The organism is Roseateles noduli (assembly GCF_050626985.1).
GTDB lineage: Bacteria > Pseudomonadota > Gammaproteobacteria > Burkholderiales > Burkholderiaceae_C > Roseateles > Roseateles noduli_A.
The window spans coordinates 4,779,913-4,799,896 of the sequence record NZ_CP192463.1; the positions used below are offsets into that span (position 1 = coordinate 4,779,913).

The following is a 19,984-nucleotide window of genomic DNA, read 5'->3' on the forward strand; positions in this document are numbered from 1 at the left end:
GAGCCTGGAGAGACCGCGATGTGCCAGCTGATGGGCATGAACGCCCGCCGACCGACCGATGTGATGTTCAGCTTCGCCGGGTTGGCGACGCGGGCGCACGAGCACAAGGACGGCTTCGGCATCGCGTTCTTCGAGGGCCGCGGGCTGCGGCACTTCGTCGACCACCACAGCGCGCGGGTCTCGCCGCTGGCGGAGCTGGTGAAGACCTACCCGATCCGCAGCGACGTCGTCATCGCGCACATCCGCAAGGCGACGCAGGGCGTCGTGTCGCTGGAGAACACGCACCCGTTCGTGCGCGAGCTGTGGGGCCGCTACTGGGTGTTCGCGCACAACGGCGACCTGAAGGGCTTCACGCCCCGGCTGCACGCGGCGTTCAAGCCGGTCGGGCAGACGGACAGCGAGCAGGCCTTCTGCTGGCTGATGCAGGAACTGGCCAAGGCGCACGCCGACATGCCGGCGATCGAGGAGTTGAACCACACGCTGCGCGAGCTGCTGCCGCGTCTCAACGGCCACGGCACCTTCAACATGCTGCTGTCCAACGGCCAGGCGCTGTGGGCGCACGGCTCGACGAAGCTGCATTACCTGCTGCGCCGGCCGCCGTTCGGCCACGTCACGCTGCAGGACGAGGATGTGAGCGTCGACCTGGCCGCCAAGACCACCGAGGACGACCGCATCGCGATCGTCGCCACCGAGCCGCTCACGCGCGGCGAGGCCTGGCTCCCCATCGAGCCCGGCACGCTGAAGGTCTTCGTCGGCGGCGAGCCGCTCTGCTAGCCGTGGCGGCCGGTGCCCCGTGAAGCGAATGCCGAGCGTGAGGAGGCGATTGAGCGGAACGGGGCACCAGCCGCCACGGCGTTCGCTCGGTCGTCGCAGTCGGCCAACCGTCGCCGCCGACCGCCATTCGCCGCATCCGGAGGCGCTTGCCGGACCCCTCGCCTAGACTCGCCCCATGACTTCGCCCAGCGCTCCCGCCGACGCGGTCCCTGACGCCAAGCCGCCCGTGGCGGCTGGCACCGCGGCACCGACCGCCACGGCAACGGCCTCATCGGCCGACGCCGGCACCGTCCAGGTCGACTGGACCCAGTGGTTGTTCCCGGGCCCGCGGCGCGCGTTCAGCGAGGCGGAGATCGAGCGCTCCGGCCTGAAGCGGTGGTCCACCGCCATCGACAGCTACGTGATGAGCAACGTGCTGGTGCTCGGGCTGGTCTTCTACACGATGCTGCCGCGCGAGCTGGCGCATGTGATCCTGATCGGCGGCCTGGCGATGGCGTCGGTGGGACTGGCCGTCGCGCGCTGGTTGTGGCGCCAGCCGACCCGCACCCGCTTCAACGGCGCGACGCTCGCGCTGAGCGTGCTGATGGTGCTGTTCACGCTGGGCATGGTGAAGGCGGGCTTCCGCGAGGAAGCCCGCGACCTGCTGCCCTTCGTGGCCGGCGGGATGACGCTGACGGTCTCGTCGTGGTGGTTCCTGACGCTGTACCGGACGCAGCAGCTGGGCGCGCGGCTGGCGGAGCTCGACGCGCAGGACGAGCGCATCGCGATGGCGCAGCGGCTGGCGACGGCGCAGATCCAGCCGCATTTCCTCTTCAACACGCTCGCGTCGCTGCAACACTGGGTCGACACCCGCGACGACCGCGCCGGGCCGATGCTGCGCTCGCTGACGCGGTATCTGCGGGCGACGCTGCCGATGTTCGAGCAGGACCGGCTGCCGCTGGAGCAGGAGCTCCAGATCGTGCGCAGCTACCTGGACATCATGCAGGCGCGGCTGGGGCAGCGATTGAGCTGGTCGCTGGACACGGACGAGACGGCGCGGGCCGCGATCGCCCGCGCAAGCCTGCCGCCGGGCACGCTGCTGACGCTGGCGGAGAACGCGATCACGCACGGCATCGAGCCCAGCCTGCGCGGCGGGCACATCGCCGTGCGGGTGAAGGCGGCGGACGGGCACCTGCGCCTGGAGGTGCAGGATGGCGGCCAGGGCCTGACACCGGGTGCCTGCGAGGGTCTGGGGCTCGCCAACACGCGGGAGCGGCTCCGCGCCCAGTTCGGTACCCGCGCCGCGCTGGGCCTGGAGTCGGGTTCGGCGGAAGCGCCCGGATGCCTCGCGTGGGTCGAGGTGCCGACCGCCTGACGGTCGCAGGATCGGCGGCCGCCGCCGGTATAGGCCGAAGGACACATCGAAGACCTCATCGGTCACATCGGGGAGAGAACACGCATGACGACAAAGATCCGCACCCTGATCGCGGACGACGAGGAAGGCCCGCGCGAGCAGCTGCGCGCCGCGCTGGCCCGGCTGGCGCCGGAGATCGAGATCGTGGCGGCGAGCGTCAACGGCTGCGACGCCTGGGACGACTGCCTCGAACATGAGCCGCACCTCTGCTTCCTGGACATCCGCATGCCGGGCATGTCCGGCCTGGAGGTCGGACAGCGCCTGTCGCAGCTGGCGGAGCCGCCGCAGGTCGTGTTCGTCACGGCCTATGGTGACCACGCGCTGTCGGCCTTCGAAGCGGGCGCGGTCGACTACGTGTTGAAGCCGGTCGAGGATGCGCGGCTCGAGCAATGCCTCCAGCGACTGCGACAGCGGCAGGCCTCGAACGGCGCTGCCACCGATGACGACAGATCGGACGACGGCGAGGACAGACGCGCGACCTCGGCGGAGATGCCGGCGGCCACGCTGGAACTGCTGCGCCAGCTGCTGCCCGCGCAGCGGCCCTCGATGCGCCCCATCCAGGCCAGCCAGGGTCGCGAGATCCAGCTGATCGCCCCCGACGACATCCTGTTCTTCCAGAGCGACAGCCGCTACACCCGCGTCGTGCATCGCGACGGCGAGGCCTGGATCCGCACCGCGCTCAAGGAACTGCTGAGCGACCTCGACCCGGGCGTGTTCTGGCAGGTCCACCGCTCGGTGCTGGTCAACAGCCGCTTCATCACCAGCGCGACGCGCGTCGACGAGAACACGATGCAGCTCTCGCTGAAGGGCTGCGTGGAGAAGCTGCCGGTATCGCGGCAGTTCCAGGGCTTGTTCAAGGGCCAGTGATGCGGGATCGCCGCACGCGACGAGACCTCCGGGCAACGACGCTGGTGACGATGGCCCTGCTCGCCGTCGGCGCGGCGCAGGCGCGCGTGACGCGCATCGTCGTCGACGAGGTGTCGCCGCTGATCGGCGAGCAGCGCGGCTACGAGCAGATCCGCGGACGCGCGTTCGGCGAGCTCGATCCGGCCGATCCGCACAACGCGGTGATCACCGATCTGAAGCTGGGCGCCGATGCCGACGGCCTCGTGCGCTACGAGACGAACTGGGTGATCACCCGGCCCGTCGGTCGCAAGTCTTCGAGCGGCTTCCTGTGGCACGACGTGCCCAATCGCGGTGGCGAAGTCCGGCTGCAGTCCGGGGAACTTGCCGCTGGGGACATCGGCCTGCGCAGCGGCTGGCAGGCCGACAACGCGGGCAACACCGGCGTGCCACGCTTCCGGCCTGAGGCGGCCCGCAGCCACTACGTCCGCGTTCCGATCGCGCGCATCGACGGCAAGCCGGTGACCGGCAGCGTGATGGCGCGCATCGTCAACCGCAGCGGGCCGGACTCGCAGCCGTTGATGGTGCAGGGCAACCCGATGCCCTACCTGCCGGTCTCGCTGGACACGACGGGCGCCACGCTGACGGTCCACACGAAGGAGACCGTCGACGGCCGCATCACGACGGCCGGCACGGTCGACCCGAAGGACTGGGCCTTCGCCCGCTGCGATCGCGGACAAGCTTTCCCAGGCACGCCGATCGACATCGATCCGGCGCGCGCGCCGGCCAACCTGCCGATCCACGTCTGTCTGCGCAATGGGTTCGAAGCGGACAAGGTCTACCAGCTCGTCTACACGGCCGGCAACGCCTACGTGCTGGGCGTCGGGATGGCGGCGTTCCGCGATGTGGGCGCGTTCTTCCGCCACGCGAAGGCGGATGACGCCGGCACGCCCAACCCGATCGCCGGCCAGGTGCGCGGCAGCGCGATCCGGGGTGTCTCGCAATCGGGGAACATGGTTCGGCAGTTCCTGTTCATGGGCCTGAACCAGGACGAGGCCGGCCGCCAGGTCCACGACGGCGCCTGGGCCATCATCGCGGGCCGGCGCGTCGCGGCGAACGCGCGCTGGGCGCAGCCGGACGGTGTGCTGGAGCTCTTCCAGATGGGCAGCGAAGGGCCGCAATGGTGGGTCGACTGGGCCGACAAGGCGCGGGGTCTGCCCGCGAAGGGATTGCTGACCCGCTGTACCGCGAGCAGGACCTGCCCGAAGGTGTTCGAGCACTTCGGCGCCGCCGAGGTCTACGCGTTGAAGCTGTCGCTGGAATGGGTGGGATCGTCGGCGGATACCGACATCCCGCTCGCGCCGGACGTGCGCCGCTATTACGTCGCCGGCAGCCCGCATGGCGGCGGGGGCGGCGGCTTCCGTCACGAGGCGGAGGGCACGTCATTCAGCTGTCCGGGCAACCACTTCGGGCAGGCGACGCTGGCGCCCAATCCGGTGCCGCATCGCGAGCTGCGCAACGTGTTGAGCGCGGCGATGCGCGATTGGGTGCTCAAGGGCAGGTCGCCGCCACCCAGTCGCTATCCGACGCTGGCACGCGGCGAGCTCGTCGATCCGACGCGCGCGGCGATGGGCTTCCCGCGTGGCGTGCCGGGCATTCCTGAGCGCGTGTTCCTGCCGGAGAACTTCGTCTTCCCCGTCTTCGATTACGACTGGGGGCCTGGCTTCGATCGCGTCGAAGCCTCAGGCGTGCCGGACCAGATCCCGCCGAAAATCAAACGCGTGCTGCCGGCGAAGGTGCCCCGCGTGGACGCCGATGGCAACGAGGTCGGCGGCGTGCCCACCGTGCTGACGATGGCCCCTCTGGGGACCTACCTCGGCTGGAACATCACCGCCAACGGCATCCATGCCGGGCAGGTCTGCAACTACGCCGGTGGCTATGTGCCGTTCGCACGAACCCGCGCGGAGCGTGAAGCCAACGGTGACCCGCGTTTGTCGCTGGAAGAGCGGTATCGCGATCACGCGGGCTACGTCGGCGCAGTGAAAGCGGCGGCAGAAAAGGCATCGACGGAAGGATTTCTCCTGTCCGCCGATCGCGATCGTCTGCTCAAGGAAGCGTCGGAGAGCAGCGTACTGCGATGAGAAGACTGCCACCGGCGGCGCGCTGATCGAGCCGGCCGAAGTCCCCTTTTCTCCATGTCCCTCCTTCGTCTGCCTCGCGGCAGCCGAATTCCCTCCTTGACTTCCGAAAAGGGGACTTCGGCCGCCTCGATCCGAGGCAGCGAGGCGTGCCCTTAGCGCATCGCGGTCGGCGCGGGGGCCTCGGCATCGATGCCGCCCGCCAGGGCCTTGTAGACACCGACCAGCGAGGTCGCGGCCGCCGTCTGCGATTGCGCCAGCTGGTTGCGCGCCGTCAGCAGCTCGCGCTCGGCGTCGAGCACCGCCAGGAAATCGCTGATGCCGACCTTGAAGCGTTCGCGCGCGATGTTGGCGGCACGTTCCGCCGACACCGCCGCGTCGAACAGCGCCTGCGCCTGTTGCTGGCTGCGGTTGTAGGTCACCAGCGCGCCTTCAGTCTCCTCCAGCGCGGCGAGCACGGTGCGCTCGTAGCTGATGAAGGCCGCCTCGTTGCGCGCGTCCGCCGCTGCGATCTGTGCGCGGATGCGACCGAAGTCGATCAGGTTCCACACCAGCTGCGCGCCGAGGTTGTAGGCGTAGGCCGGACCATCGCCCAGGTCGCCGATGCGCGAGGCGTTCTGGCCGATCGTGCCGCCCAGCGTGATGCGCGGGAACATCGACGAACGCGCCACGCCGACACGCGCCGCAGCCGCGGCCGCCTGCGCTTCAGCAGCACGGACGTCCGGGCGACGACGCAGCAGGTCCTCGGGCGTGCCGATGCGGTCCAGCGCGATCGTCTTCAGGCCCGGCAAGGGCTTGACATCGGACAGCTCCACGTCGAGCGCCGTCGGCGGTTGGCCCGTCAGCACGGCGAGGCGGTAGCGCGTGCGCGCCAGCGCCATTTCCAGTGCGGGAATCGTGGCCGCTGTGCTTTGCACCAGCGCGCGGGCGCGCTCGGTGTCGAAGCCGTTGCCGCGGCCCGCTTCCTGGCGACCGGCCACCAGCTTCAGCGCGCCCTGCTGCGTCTCCAGCGATTGCTGGGCGACGCGCAGTTGCTCCTGCAGACCGCGCAGCTCGAAGTAGTTGCGCGCCACTTCCGCCGCGACGCTGACCTGCGCCGAACGCAGGCCGGCCTCGCCGGCCAGCAGCTCGGCCGCAGTGGCTCGTCGCTCGTCGGACAGGCGACCGAACAGGTCCGCCTCCCAGCGCACGTCGAAGCCGACGGAGAACGCGTTGCTGCTCTGCGGATTGCCTTGATAGTCCGGCGCACGGGCGCGGCCGGCCCCGGCCGTCAGGTCGACGGTCGGGAACAGCTGCGCATCAGCGAAGCGCGACAGCGCCCGCGCTTCGCGCAGGTTGGCCGAGGCGATGCGCAGGTCCGTGTTGGCCTGCAGCGCACGGTTCACCAGCGAGTCCAGCCCGCTGTCGTTGAAGCCCTGCCAGAAGCGGCCCACCGGCGCCTGCGCCAGCGTGGCGCCGTCGCCTTGCGGCGCGTTGGCGAAGCCATTCGCCAGCGGCACTTCAGGCTTCTTCGGCGCCGGGGCTGTCGAGCAGCCCGTGAGCGCCACCGTTGCGGCCGCCGCGGCGGCCATCAGAGAGACTCGGAAGAACATCATGCGCCCCCCTTCGGCGAAGGCGTGCCGCCCTTGGGCGGGTCGGCGTCGTCGACGCCCGGGTGGAACGGATGGGCGGCGGCATCGATCTGATGACGCAGCTCGACCGCATGGGCGCGCTTCTTCTCGGTGCTCTTGCGCAGCAGCGCGTAGAAGACCGGCGTCAGGAAGATGCCGAACAGCGTCACGCCGACCATGCCGGAGAACACCGCGATGCCCATCGCGCGGCGCATCTCGCTGCCCGCGCCGGAGCCCAGGATCAGCGGGATCACGCCCGCGCAGAACGCGATCGAGGTCATCAGGATCGGACGCAGCCGCATGCGGCAGGCGTGGATGATCGCGTCGTGCAGCGCTTCGCCGCGCTCCTCGAGTTCCTTGGCGAACTCGACGATCAGGATCGCGTTCTTGCACGCCAGGCCGACCAGCACCACCAGCGCCACCTGCGAGAAGATGTTGAGATCCCCGGCCTGCGCGAACGGTGGGAAGTGCGACAGCCACACGCCGAAGAGCGCGGACAGGATGCACATCGGCACGATCAGGATGATGGCCAGCGGCAGCGACCAGCTTTCATACTGGGCCGCGAGGACCAGCACCACCAGCAGCACCGAGATCGCCAGCACCGCGCCCAGCGTCGGGATCGAGAAGCCGCCGACCTTGATGTCGCGCGTCAGCCGGTCCTGGTAGGTCAGCTCCGTCCACTCGTAGGTCATGCCGCGCGGCAGGTTCTTCAGGCGCTGCTCGATCTCCGCCTCGGCCTGGCCGCTGGAGAAACCGGGCTTGGCCGCGCCGTTGATGTCCGCGCTCGGGAAGCCGTTGTAGCGCGTCACGCGCGTCGGTCCGAAGGTCGGATCGACGTTCATCAGCGCGCCCAGCGGCACCATCTCGTTCTTCTCGTTGCGCGTCTTCAGGTCGGTGATGCTGCCGGCGTTGGAACGGAAGGGCGCGTCCGCCTGCACGATGACCTGATACGTCTTGCCGAAGCGGCTGAAGTCGTTGACGTACAGCGAGCCGAGGTTGATCTGCAGCGTGTCGTAGATGTCCTGCAGCTTCACGCCCATCTGCTTGGCCTTGACCCGGTCGACGTGGGCGAAGAGCTGCGGCACGTTGATGTCGTAGGTCGAGTACGGCGTGCCGATGCCGCTCTTCGGGTCGCCGTAGATCGGACCCAGCGTGCCCCAGACGGCGCCGTAGAGCGCCTGCTCGCCGAGGCCGGAGCGGTCCTGCACCTGCACCTTGAAGCCGCCCGCGTTGCCCAGGCCGTCCACCGCCGGCGGCGGCACGACGAACATGCGCGCGCCCTGGATCTGCTGGATCGCGCCGTTGACCTTGCCCAGGATCGCGTCCTTGGACTTGTCGGCGGAGGTCCGGTTCTCGAATTCGTCCAGGCCGAAGAACACGATGCCTTCGTTGGGCGCGGCCGAGAAGCCGGCGATCGACAGGCCCGGGAAGGCGATCGAGTCACGGATGCCGGGCACCTTCAGCGCGATGTCGCTCATGCGCCGGATGACCTCTTCGGTGCGGTCCAGCGTGGCGCCGGCCGGCAGCTGCGCGATGCCGATCAGGTACTGCTTGTCCGGCGCCGGCACGAAGCCCGACGGGATGCGCGTGAACAGCAGCGCGGTCAGGCCCAGCAGGATCGCGTAGACGACCAGCGCGCCGCCCTTGCGCTTCAGGATGCCGGTGACGCCGCGGCTGTAGCCTTCGCTGCGGCGCTGGAAGAAGCAGTTGAACCAGTGGAAGAACCGGCCGAACAGCTTGTCCATCACCTTCATGATCGGGTCCTTGGGCGCGTCGTGCGGACGCAGCAGCAAGGCCGCCATGGCGGGCGACAGGGTCAGCGAGTTGAAGGCCGAGATCACCGTCGAGATCGCGATCGTGACCGCGAACTGGCGATAGAACTGGCCCGACAGGCCCGGCACGAAGGTCAGCGGGATGAACACCGCGCACAGCACCAGCGCGATCGCGATGATGGGCCCGGAGACCTCCTGCATCGCCTTGATCGTCGCGGCATGCGGCGTGAGGCCGTCCTCGAGGTTGCGCTCGACGTTCTCGACGACCACGATCGCATCGTCGACCACGATGCCGATGGCGAGCACCAGCCCGAACAGCGTCAGCGTGTTGATCGAGTAGCCCAGCAGCAGCAGCACCGCGAACGTGCCCACGATGGACACCGGCACGGCCAGCAGCGGGATGATCGACGCGCGCCAGGTCTGCAGGAAGATGATCACCACCAGCACGACCAGCAGCACGGCCTCGATCAGGGTGTGGATGACCTTCTCGATGGACGTGGCGACGAAGCGCGTCGGGTCGTAGACGATGTCGTAGCTGACGCCGGCCGGGAAGCTGGTCTTCAGGCGCTCCATCGTCGCGCGCACATCCTTGGAGATGTTCAGCGCGTTGGACTGCGGGGCCTGGAAGATGCCGATGCCGACCGCTTCCTTGTTGTTCAGCAGGCTGCGCAGCGCGTAGGTGCCGGGGCCCATCTCGACACGGCCCACGTCGCGCACGCGCACCAGGCCGCCGGTGGCGGTGTCGGTGCGGATGATGACGTCGGCGAACTCTTCCTCGGTGACGAGGCGGCCCTGCGTGTTGATCTGCAGCTGGAAGTCGGTGCCCTTGGGCGCGGGCGGCGCGCCGACGACACCGGCCGCCACCTGCGTGTTCTGCTCACGGATGGCGTTGGTGACGTCGGACGCGGTCAGGCCGCGACCGGCCAGCTTGGCCGGGTCCAGCCAGACGCGCATCGCGTAGTCGCCGGAGCCGAAGACCTGCACCGAGCCCATGCCCTGCACGCGCAGCAGCTCGTCGCGGACCTGCAGCTGCGCGTAGTTGCGCAGGTACAGCGCGTCGCGGCTGTTGTCCGGGCTGACCATGTGGACGACCATGGTCAGGTTGGGACTGGACTTCTCGGTCGTCACGCCGATCTGCCGGACGATGTCGGGCAGGCGCGGCAGCGCGCGGTTGATGCGGTTCTGGACCGCCGTTTCCGCGGCTTCCGGGTTGGTGCCGATCTTGAAGGTGACCGTCAGCGTCATGCCGCCGTCGGCGGTGGCCTGGCTGTCGAAGTACAGGACGTTTTCCAGCCCGTTGATCTGTTCCTCGAGCGGCGTGGCCACCGTCTCGGAGATCACGCGCGGGTTGGCGCCGGGGAACTGGGCGCGCACGACGACCTGCGGCGGCGCGACCTCGGGGTACTCGGAGATGGGCAGCCGGAAGATCGCCAGCAGGCCCACCAGGAAGATGAAGATCGAGAGGACCGACGCAAAGCGCGGCCGCTCGATGAAGAAGCGTGAGATATCCATGGACGGCCTCGCGTCGGGTTACTTCGACGACGCGGCAGGAGCGGCGGGAGCGGCGCCTTGCGGCGCGGCGACGGGGCGTCCCTTGTCGTCGAGCTTGGCCTGCTGCGGCGTGACCGGCGCGCCGGGCATCACATGCTGGAGGCCGTCGATGATCACGAGCTCGCCGGGCTTGACGCCCTGCACCACGCGGTAGCCGTCAAACAGGGCGCCGGCCACGACCGGACGCGGCGCCACGATGTTGTTGGCGCCGACCACCATCACGACCTTGTTGGCCTGGTCGGTGCCGATGGCGCGGTCGGGGATCAGCGTGGCGGTGTAGGAGCCGGAACCTTCCAGCCTGACGCGCGCGAACAGGCCCGGGGTGAAGAGCCCGTCCTTGTTGTCGAACACGGCGCGGCCGCGGATGGTGGCGGTGGCCGGATTCAGGCGGTTGTCGACGAAGTCCATGCGGCCCTCGTGCGGGTAGCCCTGCTCGTTGGCCAGGCCGAGACGGATCCTGTTGGCCTGCTCGCGCTTGGCGCCGCCGGCGCGGGCGGCCGCGGCGTACTTCAGGAAGGTCGCCTCGCTGGCGTCGAAGTAGGCGTAGACCTTGTCGCTGGAGACGACGGTGGTCAGCACCGGCTCGCCGATGTTGACGAGGTTGCCGGGCGTGACGTTGGCGCGCGAGCTGCGGCCGGTGACCGGGGCGCGGACCTGCGTGAACTCCACATTCAGCCTGGCCTGCGTCACGGCGGCCTCGGCGGCGCGGATGTTGGCCTCGTTGTTGCGGACGGCGGCCTTGAGCTGGTCGATCTCCTGCTGGCTGACGCCCTGGATGGCGACGAGCTTCTCGGCGCGGCCCAGGTCGGACTTGCTCAGATCGGCGGCGGTGCGGGCGGCGGCGGCCTGCGCCTCGGCGCGGGCGAGCTCGGCCTGGAACGGCCGCGGGTCGATGGTGAAGAGCGGGTCGCCCTTCTTGACGACCTGGCCCTCGCGGAAGTGGACCTTGTCGAGTGTTCCGGCGACACGGGCGCGGATCTCGACGGTGTCGGGCGCTTCCAGGCGCGCGGTGAATTCATCGAAGTCCTGGACTTCGCGCGAGATCGCCGGGGCGACCGTCACGGGCGGAGGGCCGCCATGCTGTTGTTGTTGATCCTGTTGTCCACAGGCGGTCAGCAGCAGCGCCACGAAGGCACCGGCGACGGCGTTGCGATTGAAAGAAGGTCCAGCCATGCATCACTCCCGAAAACGCCCACGGCATCTGTTGCACCGCAGCGTGCGGCGGAATGTACGCGGTACATGAAAACGCTTCCAGTGCCTCAGGCAATACCTGTCCCTTTGCCGGAGGGCTTCTTGGAAACGATTGACTGCCTGGGCAAGGTTATGAGCAAGTCTCGTTGGAGACACTGCCGGAAAACGTCAGGAGGATGGGGGTTCGGAGGATTGGGCAAGGTCGCCGGACTTGCGGAGATCACTTCCTGGCGGACCGGATGCGCGCCACCGCGAGAGAAAGACTGGTGCGAGCGTCCACCCGCGCCTCTCGGGCACTGACCAGACCCGTCTGAGCGGCGATCAATTCGGACAGGTCGGCCACGCCGTGCTGGAAACGTCTCCGCGCCGAGGCGTAAGCGTCTTCTGCGGACTTGACCGTCGAGCTTGAGATCGAGAGCGCATCGGTCGCCGAAAGGATGTCATCCACCATGTGCCGCGTATCGAGCGCTACGCGGCTTCGCGCCTGCGCCAGTTCCGCCTGGCGTTGATCCACCAGTGCGGCCGCCTGATCGATCAAGGCGCTTCCCCTGAATCCATCAAACAGCGGAATGGTCAGCGAAATCGAAGCAACTCGTTCGCTCGCCCTGACCGACGAGAGTCCCACCGCCGGCCGACCATTGCGGTAGTAGTCGATGCTCGTATCGACGGTCGGCTTCGATTCGGCCCGCGCCTGCCTCACCCGTTGCCTTGCCGCCTCAAGCTGAGCGCGCGCAGCCTGCACGGCGGCGTTGCCCTCGATCAGGGCATCCTGCACCCCTTCGCCGAAGGCCAAGTCGGGCTCGAGCGCGTCCAGGGGCTGGTCCGAGATGGCGAACGGGGCCGACTGCTCCAGCAGCGAAGCCAGGGTCGACCGGGCCTTCTCGACGTTGGCCGTCGCCAGGCGCCGTTCCAGCATCATCCTGCCGAGAAAGGTGAGCGCCTGGAGTCGCTCGAACTCGCTGCCGACCCCGGACACGACTTTGCGATTGACGCCATCCAGGGCGTCTTGAGCCAGCGCGACCTCTTCTTCCTTCAAGAGCGCCAGCGCCTCCATACGCTGACGGTCGAAGAAGGCCGCCGTCGTGTCCTGGACAACCGCGTCCCTCACATCATCCGCGCCCGCCAGGGAGGCCAGCCGAGCATGCTCCTCTGCGGCCACCGCATAGCTCCTCGCGCCGAAGTCGTAAGCGCGCCATGATGCGCCGGCGGTGAAGGACGTGCTTCTCAGGCGGGTGCCGGGTTCCGCGCCAGAGAAACTCGTCCGATCAGCCACCCTCGACGTGCTCGCGCTCACCTGGGGATAAGCGGGCGCGCGGGCAACCCGGACTTGTGCGGATTGGTGGCGCACCTGCGCCTGGGCGGCGGAAATCGACGCGCTGTGACAGATCGCGAGCGCGGTAACTTCGTCCAATGTCAGGGGATGCGTGGGCAGGGGCCCTTGTTCCTTGCAGAACGCGTCGCCCGGGCGCACATCCGTTGGGCCTTCGGACAGTGGAGTCGCCCCCGCCACACCGGCGAGAAGCGCCAGATTCGCGGCGATCCACCCGCTCAGCTTCCGGCTAACGCTCATTCAAGGACTCCTGCGCATGGCTCAGCACGGGGGACAGCAGGTATTGCAGCACCGTGCGGGATCCCGACCTGATATTGACGCGGACCCCCATCCCCGGAGTTAGCGGGGCGGGCTTGCCGTCCACGACGATCTGGTCCCGCGCAAGCTTGAGATTGATGGCGAACTGGGGGCCCTTCTTCTCGTCCTGGATGGCGTCGGCCGAGACGTTCGTCACTTCGGCCGGGACCGTTCCGTAGCGCGTGTAGTCGAAGGCGTCGACCTTGACCTCCGCGCCGAGAGAGGTACGCAGGAAGCCGACGTCCTTGGCGTCCACGGTGGCCTCGATCTCGAGCTTGTCGTCCCGGGGAACGATCAGGAGCAGCGGCTGGGTGGCGGCCACTGCGGCGCCGATCGTATGGACGTTGAGCTGCTGGACAACCCCATCCACCGGGCTGGTCAGGATGGACTGGCGGCCCTTGGAGGACGCGCGCTCCACGTCGACCGTGCGAGCCTTGTTCGCTTTCTCTGCCTCGAGCAGCGCCGACAACGCCTCGCGCCTGATCTGGCCGACGACCTCCGCTCGCTGCAGCCGAAGCGCTTTCACCTGGGCGACCAGATCCTCCACGGCTTGCTTCTTGTCCAGCCAGGCGTGCTCAGCGATATCGCGATGCACCAGCAGCGCCTCGTAGTCGTCGGCCCGCCGACGCGCAGTCGCCAGATTGAGCAGGTCGTGCTCTAGTTGCACGTCCACCTGGTTCAGCCGCGTCGTGAACTCCGCCCACTGGGCATCCAGGCTGCGCGACATCTGCTGACACTCCCAGGATCCGTCGCAAGGGCCGAACCGGGGGGCAGTCATCGATCCGAGGCCTCTGAGCAAAGCCGCCGCCCGCCGTCCGTCAAGAATCGCCATCCTGAGATCCACTTCCGATCTCTTGCGGTCCGCGTCGGCAGAGATGCTATCGAGCTCCAGCAATGTGTCGCCCGCCTTGACGACCTGCCCTTCCCTCACATCGATCGCCAGCACGGATGCCGTTTCGGTGGCGGAGATCGTTCGTGTCCGGGAAGCAGGAACGACTTTCCCTGTCGCCTGGATCACGATGTCGACGCGCGAGAGTGCTGCCCACCCGATCGCGACGGACAGCAGCAGCAGCAAGACATAGGCGGTGTAGCGCGACGTCCCGGAAACCGGCCGCTCCTGGACCGCCAGCGCAGCAGGGAGAAACTCCGCCTCCTGTGCGGTATATCCCGGCGATCGGTTCGCTTTCCGACTCGACCAGGCCTGCCTCAATACCGCCCAATACCGGGACCACAGCAGGAAGACCGGTGATGCTGGTCCTGGGATCATTGCGACTCCAAGGCGGCGTCCCCTGGAAGAGGGAGACTCCCTCGCCTAGGCGCCTGCGCGTTCCAAAGCGCGGCGTAGATGCCGTCCGGCTGGCGCATCAGCACGTCGTGATTGCCGTGCTCGGCAATCAGGCCGCGATCCATCACGACGATCTGGTGCGCGTCCCTCACCGTCGACAGACGATGCGCAATCATGATCACCGTGCGGCCACGGGCGATGTCTCTCAGGTTCTCCTGGATGGCGCGTTCAGACTCGAAGTCCAATGCACTGGTGGCCTCGTCGAAGATCAGGATTCGCGGGTCGCCCAGGAGGGCCCGGGCAATGCCGATCCGCTGCTTCTGCCCTCCGGACAGTCCGGTGCCGTTCTCGCCGACCGACGTGTCATAGCCTTCCGGCAACTCGCTGATGAAGTCGTGGGCGCCGGCGAGGCGGCAGACCTCGACGATCTCCTCGAAGGACGCGTTCGGCTTTCTCACGCTCAGGTTGTCCCTGATCGTCCCGGTGAACAGGAAGCTCTCCTGCAGCACCGTCCCGACCTGGTTCCGATAGGTCGAGAGTTCGATCTGCGTCACGTCGATGTTGTCGACGGAGATCCTTCCGCTCTCGGGGAGGTAGAGCCTCTGGAGGACCTTGGCGATCGTGCTCTTGCCCGATCCCGACCGCCCGACGATCCCCACGATGCTGCCTGGGGCGATGGACATGGAGATCCCGCGCAGGATCTCCGGTCCGTCCGGGCGATATCGGAAGCGGACGTTGTCGAGGCGCAAGGCGCCCCGAAGCGGCGGCGTCTGCGGCTTTCCCACCGCGCCTTCGACCGGCGTGTTCAGGATGTCGCCCAGCCGTTCGATGGAGACGGAGGCTTGCTGGAAATCATTCCAGAGCTGAGCCATCCGCAGGATCGGCGAGGCGACCTGCCCAGCGAACATGTTGAAGGCGATCAGCTCACCGACGGTCATCGCCCCTTGCATGACCTGCGATGCGCCAAACCACAGCACCAGAGCGCCGGAGATCTTGCCGACTGCCGTCACCGCGCCCGATGCCGCGGCAGACATACCGGTCACCCGCAGGCTGGCGCTCACGTAGGCCGCCAGTTTCCGGTCCCATTGCTCCTTCCACCTCGGCTCGACCGCCAGCGACTTGACGGTGTCGATGCCGGTCATCGATTCGACCAGGAAGGACTGGGAGGCCGCCCCCTTCGTGAACTTGTCGTTCAGCCGTCGCCGGATTTCCGGCGTGAGGGCCGCCGAGATCAATGCGTAAAGCGGGATGGAGGCCAACGGAATGACAGCCAGGGCCGGGCTGTACCAGAGCATCATCGCGATGAAGACCGTCGAAAACAGAAGATCCAGGATCAGCGTGATCGCATTGCCGGTCAGAAAGGCACGCAGGTTCTCCAGCTCCCTGACCCTTGCGACCGAATCGCCCACCCGCCGCGAGTGGAAGTAGGAAATGGGAAGACTGAGCAGGTGCCGGAAGAGTTGGGAGCCGAGTTCCACGTCCATCTTGCTGGTGGCGTGGTTGAAAGCCACCGTGCGCAGGAACGTCAGGATCACTTCAAAAAGGATGGAGACCGCCAGTGCCACACCGACGACGTCGAGTGTCTGGACGGCGTGGTTCACGATGACCTTGTCAGTCACGACCTGAAACGCCATGGGCGTCGCGAAGCCGATCAACTGAAGCGCCATCGAGATGGCGAGCACCTCCGCAAAGATCCGGCGGTACTTCACGAGGGCGGGAATGAACCAGCTGATGTCGAAGCGCGCGAGACTTCCCACCAGCGACTCCGAGGACTGCAGCAAGACCAGTCGACCGGACCACGACGCTGTCAGCGCCTCCACGTCCACGATTCGCGGGGACTCTCCGGATCCTGCAGCAGCACCTTGGCGACGCCGCCTTCCTCGTAGACCTTCGCCAGCACGAAGCATCGTCCGCCGTCATCGATGGCGATGGCCGGCAGCGGCGTTCGGGCGAGCCGGCTCGGTGTCTGGCGGATCAGCCTGGCGATGAACCCCGACGACCGCGCCGCAAGAACCAGCGTGTCCGCGGACCAGTCTTCCGTGCCGAACTCGTGAAGCAACTTCGCCGCATCAAGTGCTCGATGATGAAAATCCGCAATCAGGCGGAGGCATGACGGCGCGCTATGCATCTTGCGAAGGGGGGCTCGGGTGACGGAATCGACGGACATGGCGCCTGTTCTCTCTCGTGTAGATGACTGTCGCGCAGCCCTGGAACTCGGTCTCGAGAAGACGCCGCAGCAGATGCCTCAAGTGGCCGAACGGCGCGACGACCTCGAGGATCCGCACCACGGGCCCACCCCTCCCGGTCTTCGCCGGTCGCTGCTGCCAGATCACGTAACCAGCCGGGCGCCCCTCGACACCGAAGAACACCTTCAGGCGCCTTGTGGCACGGGTAACGGTCACGTCCCCAATGCATTCGCCCAGTGACCTGTCGCGATGTACGGGGGACAGCGCCTGCAGCGTCAGGATGTGTCCCAGATCCTCGATCCGTCGCGGATCGATGAAGTGGGTGGACCGGATGCCGGAGGTTCGCTGCGTCTGGCTCGGGAGGGCGCCCCGCGGCCGCTGAAAGTAGTTCACTCCGCCGGCTTCCCGGAAGAGGCTTCGACGAAGATTCAGGAAGAGCGCCATGGCAGAGCCGGGCAGGGCTCCGGCAAGCAGGATCCAGAGGCACCGCCCCTCGTTCCACTGGCTGACGTGCAGACGATTTCCGTAGAGATGCTGGAAGGAGGCATCGACATCGTCGGCCAGCATTGCCCACACCGCGAAAGCGACCGGCCGAGACGCGTCGTCAAGAACCCAACGGACCCGGCGCTGGTGAATCGCCGGAAGGACCACTTCGCGAAGACGCGCCGGCGTCAGTCCGTTCGGATTGCCGGTGCACAACTCGATCGCAGCGATGCCGCCGAGCGCCGTCGACACGCCTTGTGTCGCCGGATCGACGGGCGCGAAGACCGAGAAGTAGGGCCTCAAGATGGGAACCCAGCGGGAAGCCGGCCCTTTTCCAGCCACTCCCGGGCCACCTGCACGGTCGCCCGCCAAGCGGCGGGACCTGTGGATGCCGCCCCGCCCTCCGACCCCGCCTGCCTGATCGACGCGATGGCGTCGGCCAGGACCTGCGCGTCGACACTCTGTGTATCGGCCAGCGACCGGACGCCAGCAGTGGCTCGATCGTCTATGAAGCGCTGCCAGTCGGTCCCCCCCTGCTGAAGGTCCGCAGTGATGTCACGTGCCAACTGGAGTCGATGCAGGCGCCGATGCGGCAAGCTGAGGCGAAGCGCATTGAGAGCCCGCCAGGAGCGGCTGACCGGTTCCGCCTGGTCCCAGGGATGGAAGGCAGAAGACCCCTGAGCAGAGGGGTCCGCTGGCCGAAGTCGCGCATAGCTGTCGACGAGGCTGCTCGTCTGTCCGGGGGAGAGCCCCAGCGCGGCGAGACTTCCGGCTGCGGCCTGATGGGAACTTGAGCAGGCAAGCAAAGCGAGCACGGTCGGCAAGTGCGCGGCCCCACCCATGCTGGTCGGCATTTCTTCGAGCAGGAATGGCGCGCCGCCACGCAGGGCAGTGATCCCTTCGGCCACCGCAGCGAATTGCGCTCTGCAAGACAGCGGGATCGCACTTGCCTGGCGCTCAGTCAACCCTGTCAGCTTGACCATCTCGACGGCCGTCCGGTCTTCGAGCGCCCGAGAGAACGTCTCGACGAGATGTTGCTCCCCATGAACAACTTCTCGCCCCATCTTCCCGCCAGCGTATCGGCCAAAGGAGAACACGAGATTGCGGATCGACGGCAGCAGGGCGAGGTCTTCGCGCCAAAACGGGAACTTTCCGACCGATGTCATCGCAGGTCCGAAGTCCGACAGGCTGGTCGCCGTCCCGAAGTCGATCAGCCGGCCGTCCATGGCGATGTTGGAACAGTTGAGCGATCCATGCGGGATCCTTTTCGCCCGGGTCGCGGCGATCTGCGCCGCGAATCGGAGGACGGCATCCAGGAGGACGTCCATCAGCGTCGTCGCAGTGCAGGACTCGAGCCGCAGCTTGTCCACACACTCCACGAGCGCACGAACGCTGTCCCGCGTCCTCACGACGTCGGCGCGTGCTTGATGCAGCCCGGGCTCTGGCTCGGGCGAGAAATTCGGGGCGCGCATGAAGTGCGCGGGCCTGATGGCGCGCTCTCGCAGCAGCAGCACTCGGGTGGCGGACTTCGAGCGACGATCGGACTCCAGGTAGGTCTTGGTCCCTGTCGCCACGATCGCCAGACTCTTCACGCTCCCGAAGGGCGTGGTCCCGGCGTAGATTTCGCTCCAGATGGCTTCACGGACGGCCTCCGACAGCGTCATGCCGCCATGTGAGTACTCCGGATCGGAGCTCTGCCCGACAAGCGGCGTCCTTCCCACCCCTTTGACCTGAAGCGACGCGTCCACGGCGGATCTCCCGCTTCCGCCGTTGGCCCCGACCCCTTTGCCCCCGTACCTGTCGGCGAACATCGGACGCTGCTCGGCACCGAAGGCGGAAGGATCGTCGCCCGGATGGGGCACACACCAGAAAGTGGTCGGCTGTACCCACTCCTGAACAATCGACGGGTTCGTCCATAGCAGGCGCGGCGCGGCGATGCGCGTGACCGGGAACGGCACGAAGCTTGAGCGTGGCAACTCGAAGTTCATGAAAAAAAGGGCCCTCAGGCCCTCTCCGATCGAGCCGCCGTCAAAGACTGCGACTGACGATGTGGACGCTCTCGTGGAAGCGGGGGGCCTGCGGCCGCTCCGTCGCCGAAACGGCCGGATGGACCGCGCTCATCGCATGGATCAGGGCCGATGCATCGGCAAAGTGTGTTGGCTCCGACGGATGGAGGAACTCTGCAGGCTCCGGTTGGGCGGATCTCCCCCGACGCACGATCGGAACAGGCGCGGCCTGTACAGCCTCCGCGCTGCGGTTCGAATGCACGGCAGAGGAGGCCATCGCGAACATGCTGAATCCTTCCGTGTCACCCGGGTCGCCACCGGGATCACCGCCTGGATCACCACCGGGGTCGCCGCCTGGATCACCACCGGGGTCGCCACCCGGATCGCCGCTTTGACCACCGTCGGGATCCCTGCCGTCCGGGTTCTCCACGTCGGGAGAGTCGATTTCTTGACCAACCGTGTAGGACCCCTGCGGAGCCTGAGGCGTCAATGCGGTTTGAGGAGCGCCAATGGTCCAACTGGCCGTATGGGAAGGCACCTCAATGGTGATCTCCTTGTATCCGTCAGGGAAGGTCGGCAACGGTTCTCCGCCACCAATCATCTTGATGTTCTGCACCGTGCTTTGGAACGATGCCTTGAATCCTCTCAACGTGGCGATATCTTTCGCGGTCGCCTTGGGGTTGAAGAATTTGTAGATGGCGCCGATATCCGTTGAATTCCCGGCTTTCCTCTTGTCATCCAGATAAATTGCAATACCTGTCGCAATGTTCGACGCGGCATCGAATCGGCTGTAAGGCACATCAATCTTGTAGCCATTTATCTGGCTGCTGCCGCTGAGTCGACTGCCCGCATCCGCAGCGGAGCCATCGATGATCTGGAAAACCCCTGAGGCGGACGATCCGACATTGGCGGCATCCGGGTTGAAGCCCGACTCCTTGTCGGCAATGGCGAGGAGATTGCTGATGTCTTCATTGCTGAGACCCGCCTCCTTGCCCTGGGCAATGATTTCAGCAGCGACAAAGTCACGAACATCTTGGGAAGCGTCTCCCCAATCCCTGGAATTCCCGGAACTAACTCCGGGGTCGTTGTAATGCGAATTGCTCGACGGCATGTTTTCCTGCTCCC

Annotated in this window: 14 protein-coding genes; 4 read left to right on the forward strand and 10 right to left on the reverse strand. The window is 67.2% G+C overall.

Annotated elements, in window-relative coordinates:
• Positions 1–18: 18 nt before the first annotated feature.
• From ACQ4L4_RS20705 to ACQ4L4_RS20720, 4 genes are all read left to right on the forward strand, one after another.
• Complete coding sequence (locus tag ACQ4L4_RS20705; RefSeq protein ID WP_431100754.1) at positions 19–774, forward strand: class II glutamine amidotransferase; 756 nt, start codon at positions 19–21, stop codon at positions 772–774.
• Between the two features lie 175 nt (positions 775–949).
• Positions 950–2,128 carry a sensor histidine kinase gene (locus tag ACQ4L4_RS20710; RefSeq protein WP_431100755.1) on the forward strand — a complete coding sequence of 393 codons (1,179 nt, stop codon included), beginning with the start codon at positions 950–952 and terminating at the stop codon, positions 2,126–2,128.
• Positions 2,129–2,212: 84 nt separating this feature from the next.
• Positions 2,213–3,034 (forward strand): LytR/AlgR family response regulator transcription factor, encoded by an 822-nt coding sequence (locus ACQ4L4_RS20715; protein WP_431100756.1) that lies wholly within the window; start codon positions 2,213–2,215, stop codon positions 3,032–3,034.
• A 50-nt stretch (positions 3,035–3,084) separates the two neighbouring features.
• Positions 3,085–5,151, forward strand: coding sequence for an alpha/beta hydrolase domain-containing protein (locus ACQ4L4_RS20720; protein ID WP_431100757.1), 2,067 nt, complete (start codon positions 3,085–3,087; stop codon positions 5,149–5,151).
• A 152-nt stretch (positions 5,152–5,303) separates the two neighbouring features.
• On the opposite strand, the gene ACQ4L4_RS20725 is transcribed toward ACQ4L4_RS20720, so the two are convergent.
• The 10 genes from ACQ4L4_RS20725 to ACQ4L4_RS20770 all read right to left on the reverse strand — a co-directional run bounded on the left by ACQ4L4_RS20725 (position 5,304) and on the right by ACQ4L4_RS20770 (position 19,970).
• On the reverse strand, positions 5,304–6,743 hold the full coding sequence (locus ACQ4L4_RS20725; RefSeq protein ID WP_431100758.1) for an efflux transporter outer membrane subunit: 1,440 nt from the start codon (positions 6,741–6,743) through the stop codon (positions 5,304–5,306).
• A complete protein-coding gene (locus ACQ4L4_RS20730) occupies positions 6,740–10,042 on the reverse strand; it encodes an efflux RND transporter permease subunit (RefSeq protein ID WP_431100759.1) in 3,303 nt (1,100 codons plus the stop codon). The genes ACQ4L4_RS20725 and ACQ4L4_RS20730 overlap by 4 nt, the downstream gene beginning before the upstream one ends.
• An 18-nt stretch (positions 10,043–10,060) precedes the next feature.
• A complete protein-coding gene (locus tag ACQ4L4_RS20735; protein WP_431100760.1) occupies positions 10,061–11,254 on the reverse strand; it encodes an efflux RND transporter periplasmic adaptor subunit in 1,194 nt (397 codons plus the stop codon).
• 238 nt (positions 11,255–11,492) lie between these two features.
• Positions 11,493–12,842, reverse strand: a complete 1,350-nt coding sequence (locus tag ACQ4L4_RS20740; RefSeq protein WP_431100761.1) for a TolC family protein — start codon at positions 12,840–12,842, stop codon at positions 11,493–11,495.
• Positions 12,832–13,974: an HlyD family efflux transporter periplasmic adaptor subunit gene (locus ACQ4L4_RS20745; RefSeq protein WP_431100762.1), complete on the reverse strand. Its 1,143-nt coding sequence runs from the start codon at positions 13,972–13,974 to the stop codon at positions 12,832–12,834. The genes ACQ4L4_RS20740 and ACQ4L4_RS20745 overlap by 11 nt, the downstream gene beginning before the upstream one ends.
• 188 nt (positions 13,975–14,162) lie before the next feature.
• A complete protein-coding gene (locus ACQ4L4_RS20750; protein WP_431100763.1) occupies positions 14,163–16,010 on the reverse strand; it encodes a type I secretion system permease/ATPase in 1,848 nt (615 codons plus the stop codon).
• Positions 15,992–16,351, reverse strand: a complete 360-nt coding sequence (locus tag ACQ4L4_RS20755) for a cysteine peptidase family C39 domain-containing protein (protein ID WP_431100764.1) — start codon at positions 16,349–16,351, stop codon at positions 15,992–15,994. Before ACQ4L4_RS20755 ends, ACQ4L4_RS20750 begins: the two co-directional genes overlap by 19 nt.
• The gene (locus ACQ4L4_RS20760; protein WP_431100765.1) at positions 16,305–17,156 is read right to left on the reverse strand and encodes a toxin-activating lysine-acyltransferase; all 852 of its coding nucleotides are present in this window, start codon (positions 17,154–17,156) and stop codon (positions 16,305–16,307) included. The genes ACQ4L4_RS20755 and ACQ4L4_RS20760 overlap by 47 nt, the downstream gene beginning before the upstream one ends.
• The gene (locus ACQ4L4_RS20765; RefSeq protein ID WP_431100766.1) at positions 17,153–18,841 is read right to left on the reverse strand and encodes a hypothetical protein; all 1,689 of its coding nucleotides are present in this window, start codon (positions 18,839–18,841) and stop codon (positions 17,153–17,155) included. The genes ACQ4L4_RS20760 and ACQ4L4_RS20765 overlap by 4 nt, the downstream gene beginning before the upstream one ends.
• A 40-nt stretch (positions 18,842–18,881) precedes the next feature.
• Positions 18,882–19,970: a transglycosylase SLT domain-containing protein gene (locus tag ACQ4L4_RS20770; RefSeq protein ID WP_431100767.1), complete on the reverse strand. Its 1,089-nt coding sequence runs from the start codon at positions 19,968–19,970 to the stop codon at positions 18,882–18,884.
• Between the last annotated feature and the right edge of the window lie 14 nt (positions 19,971–19,984).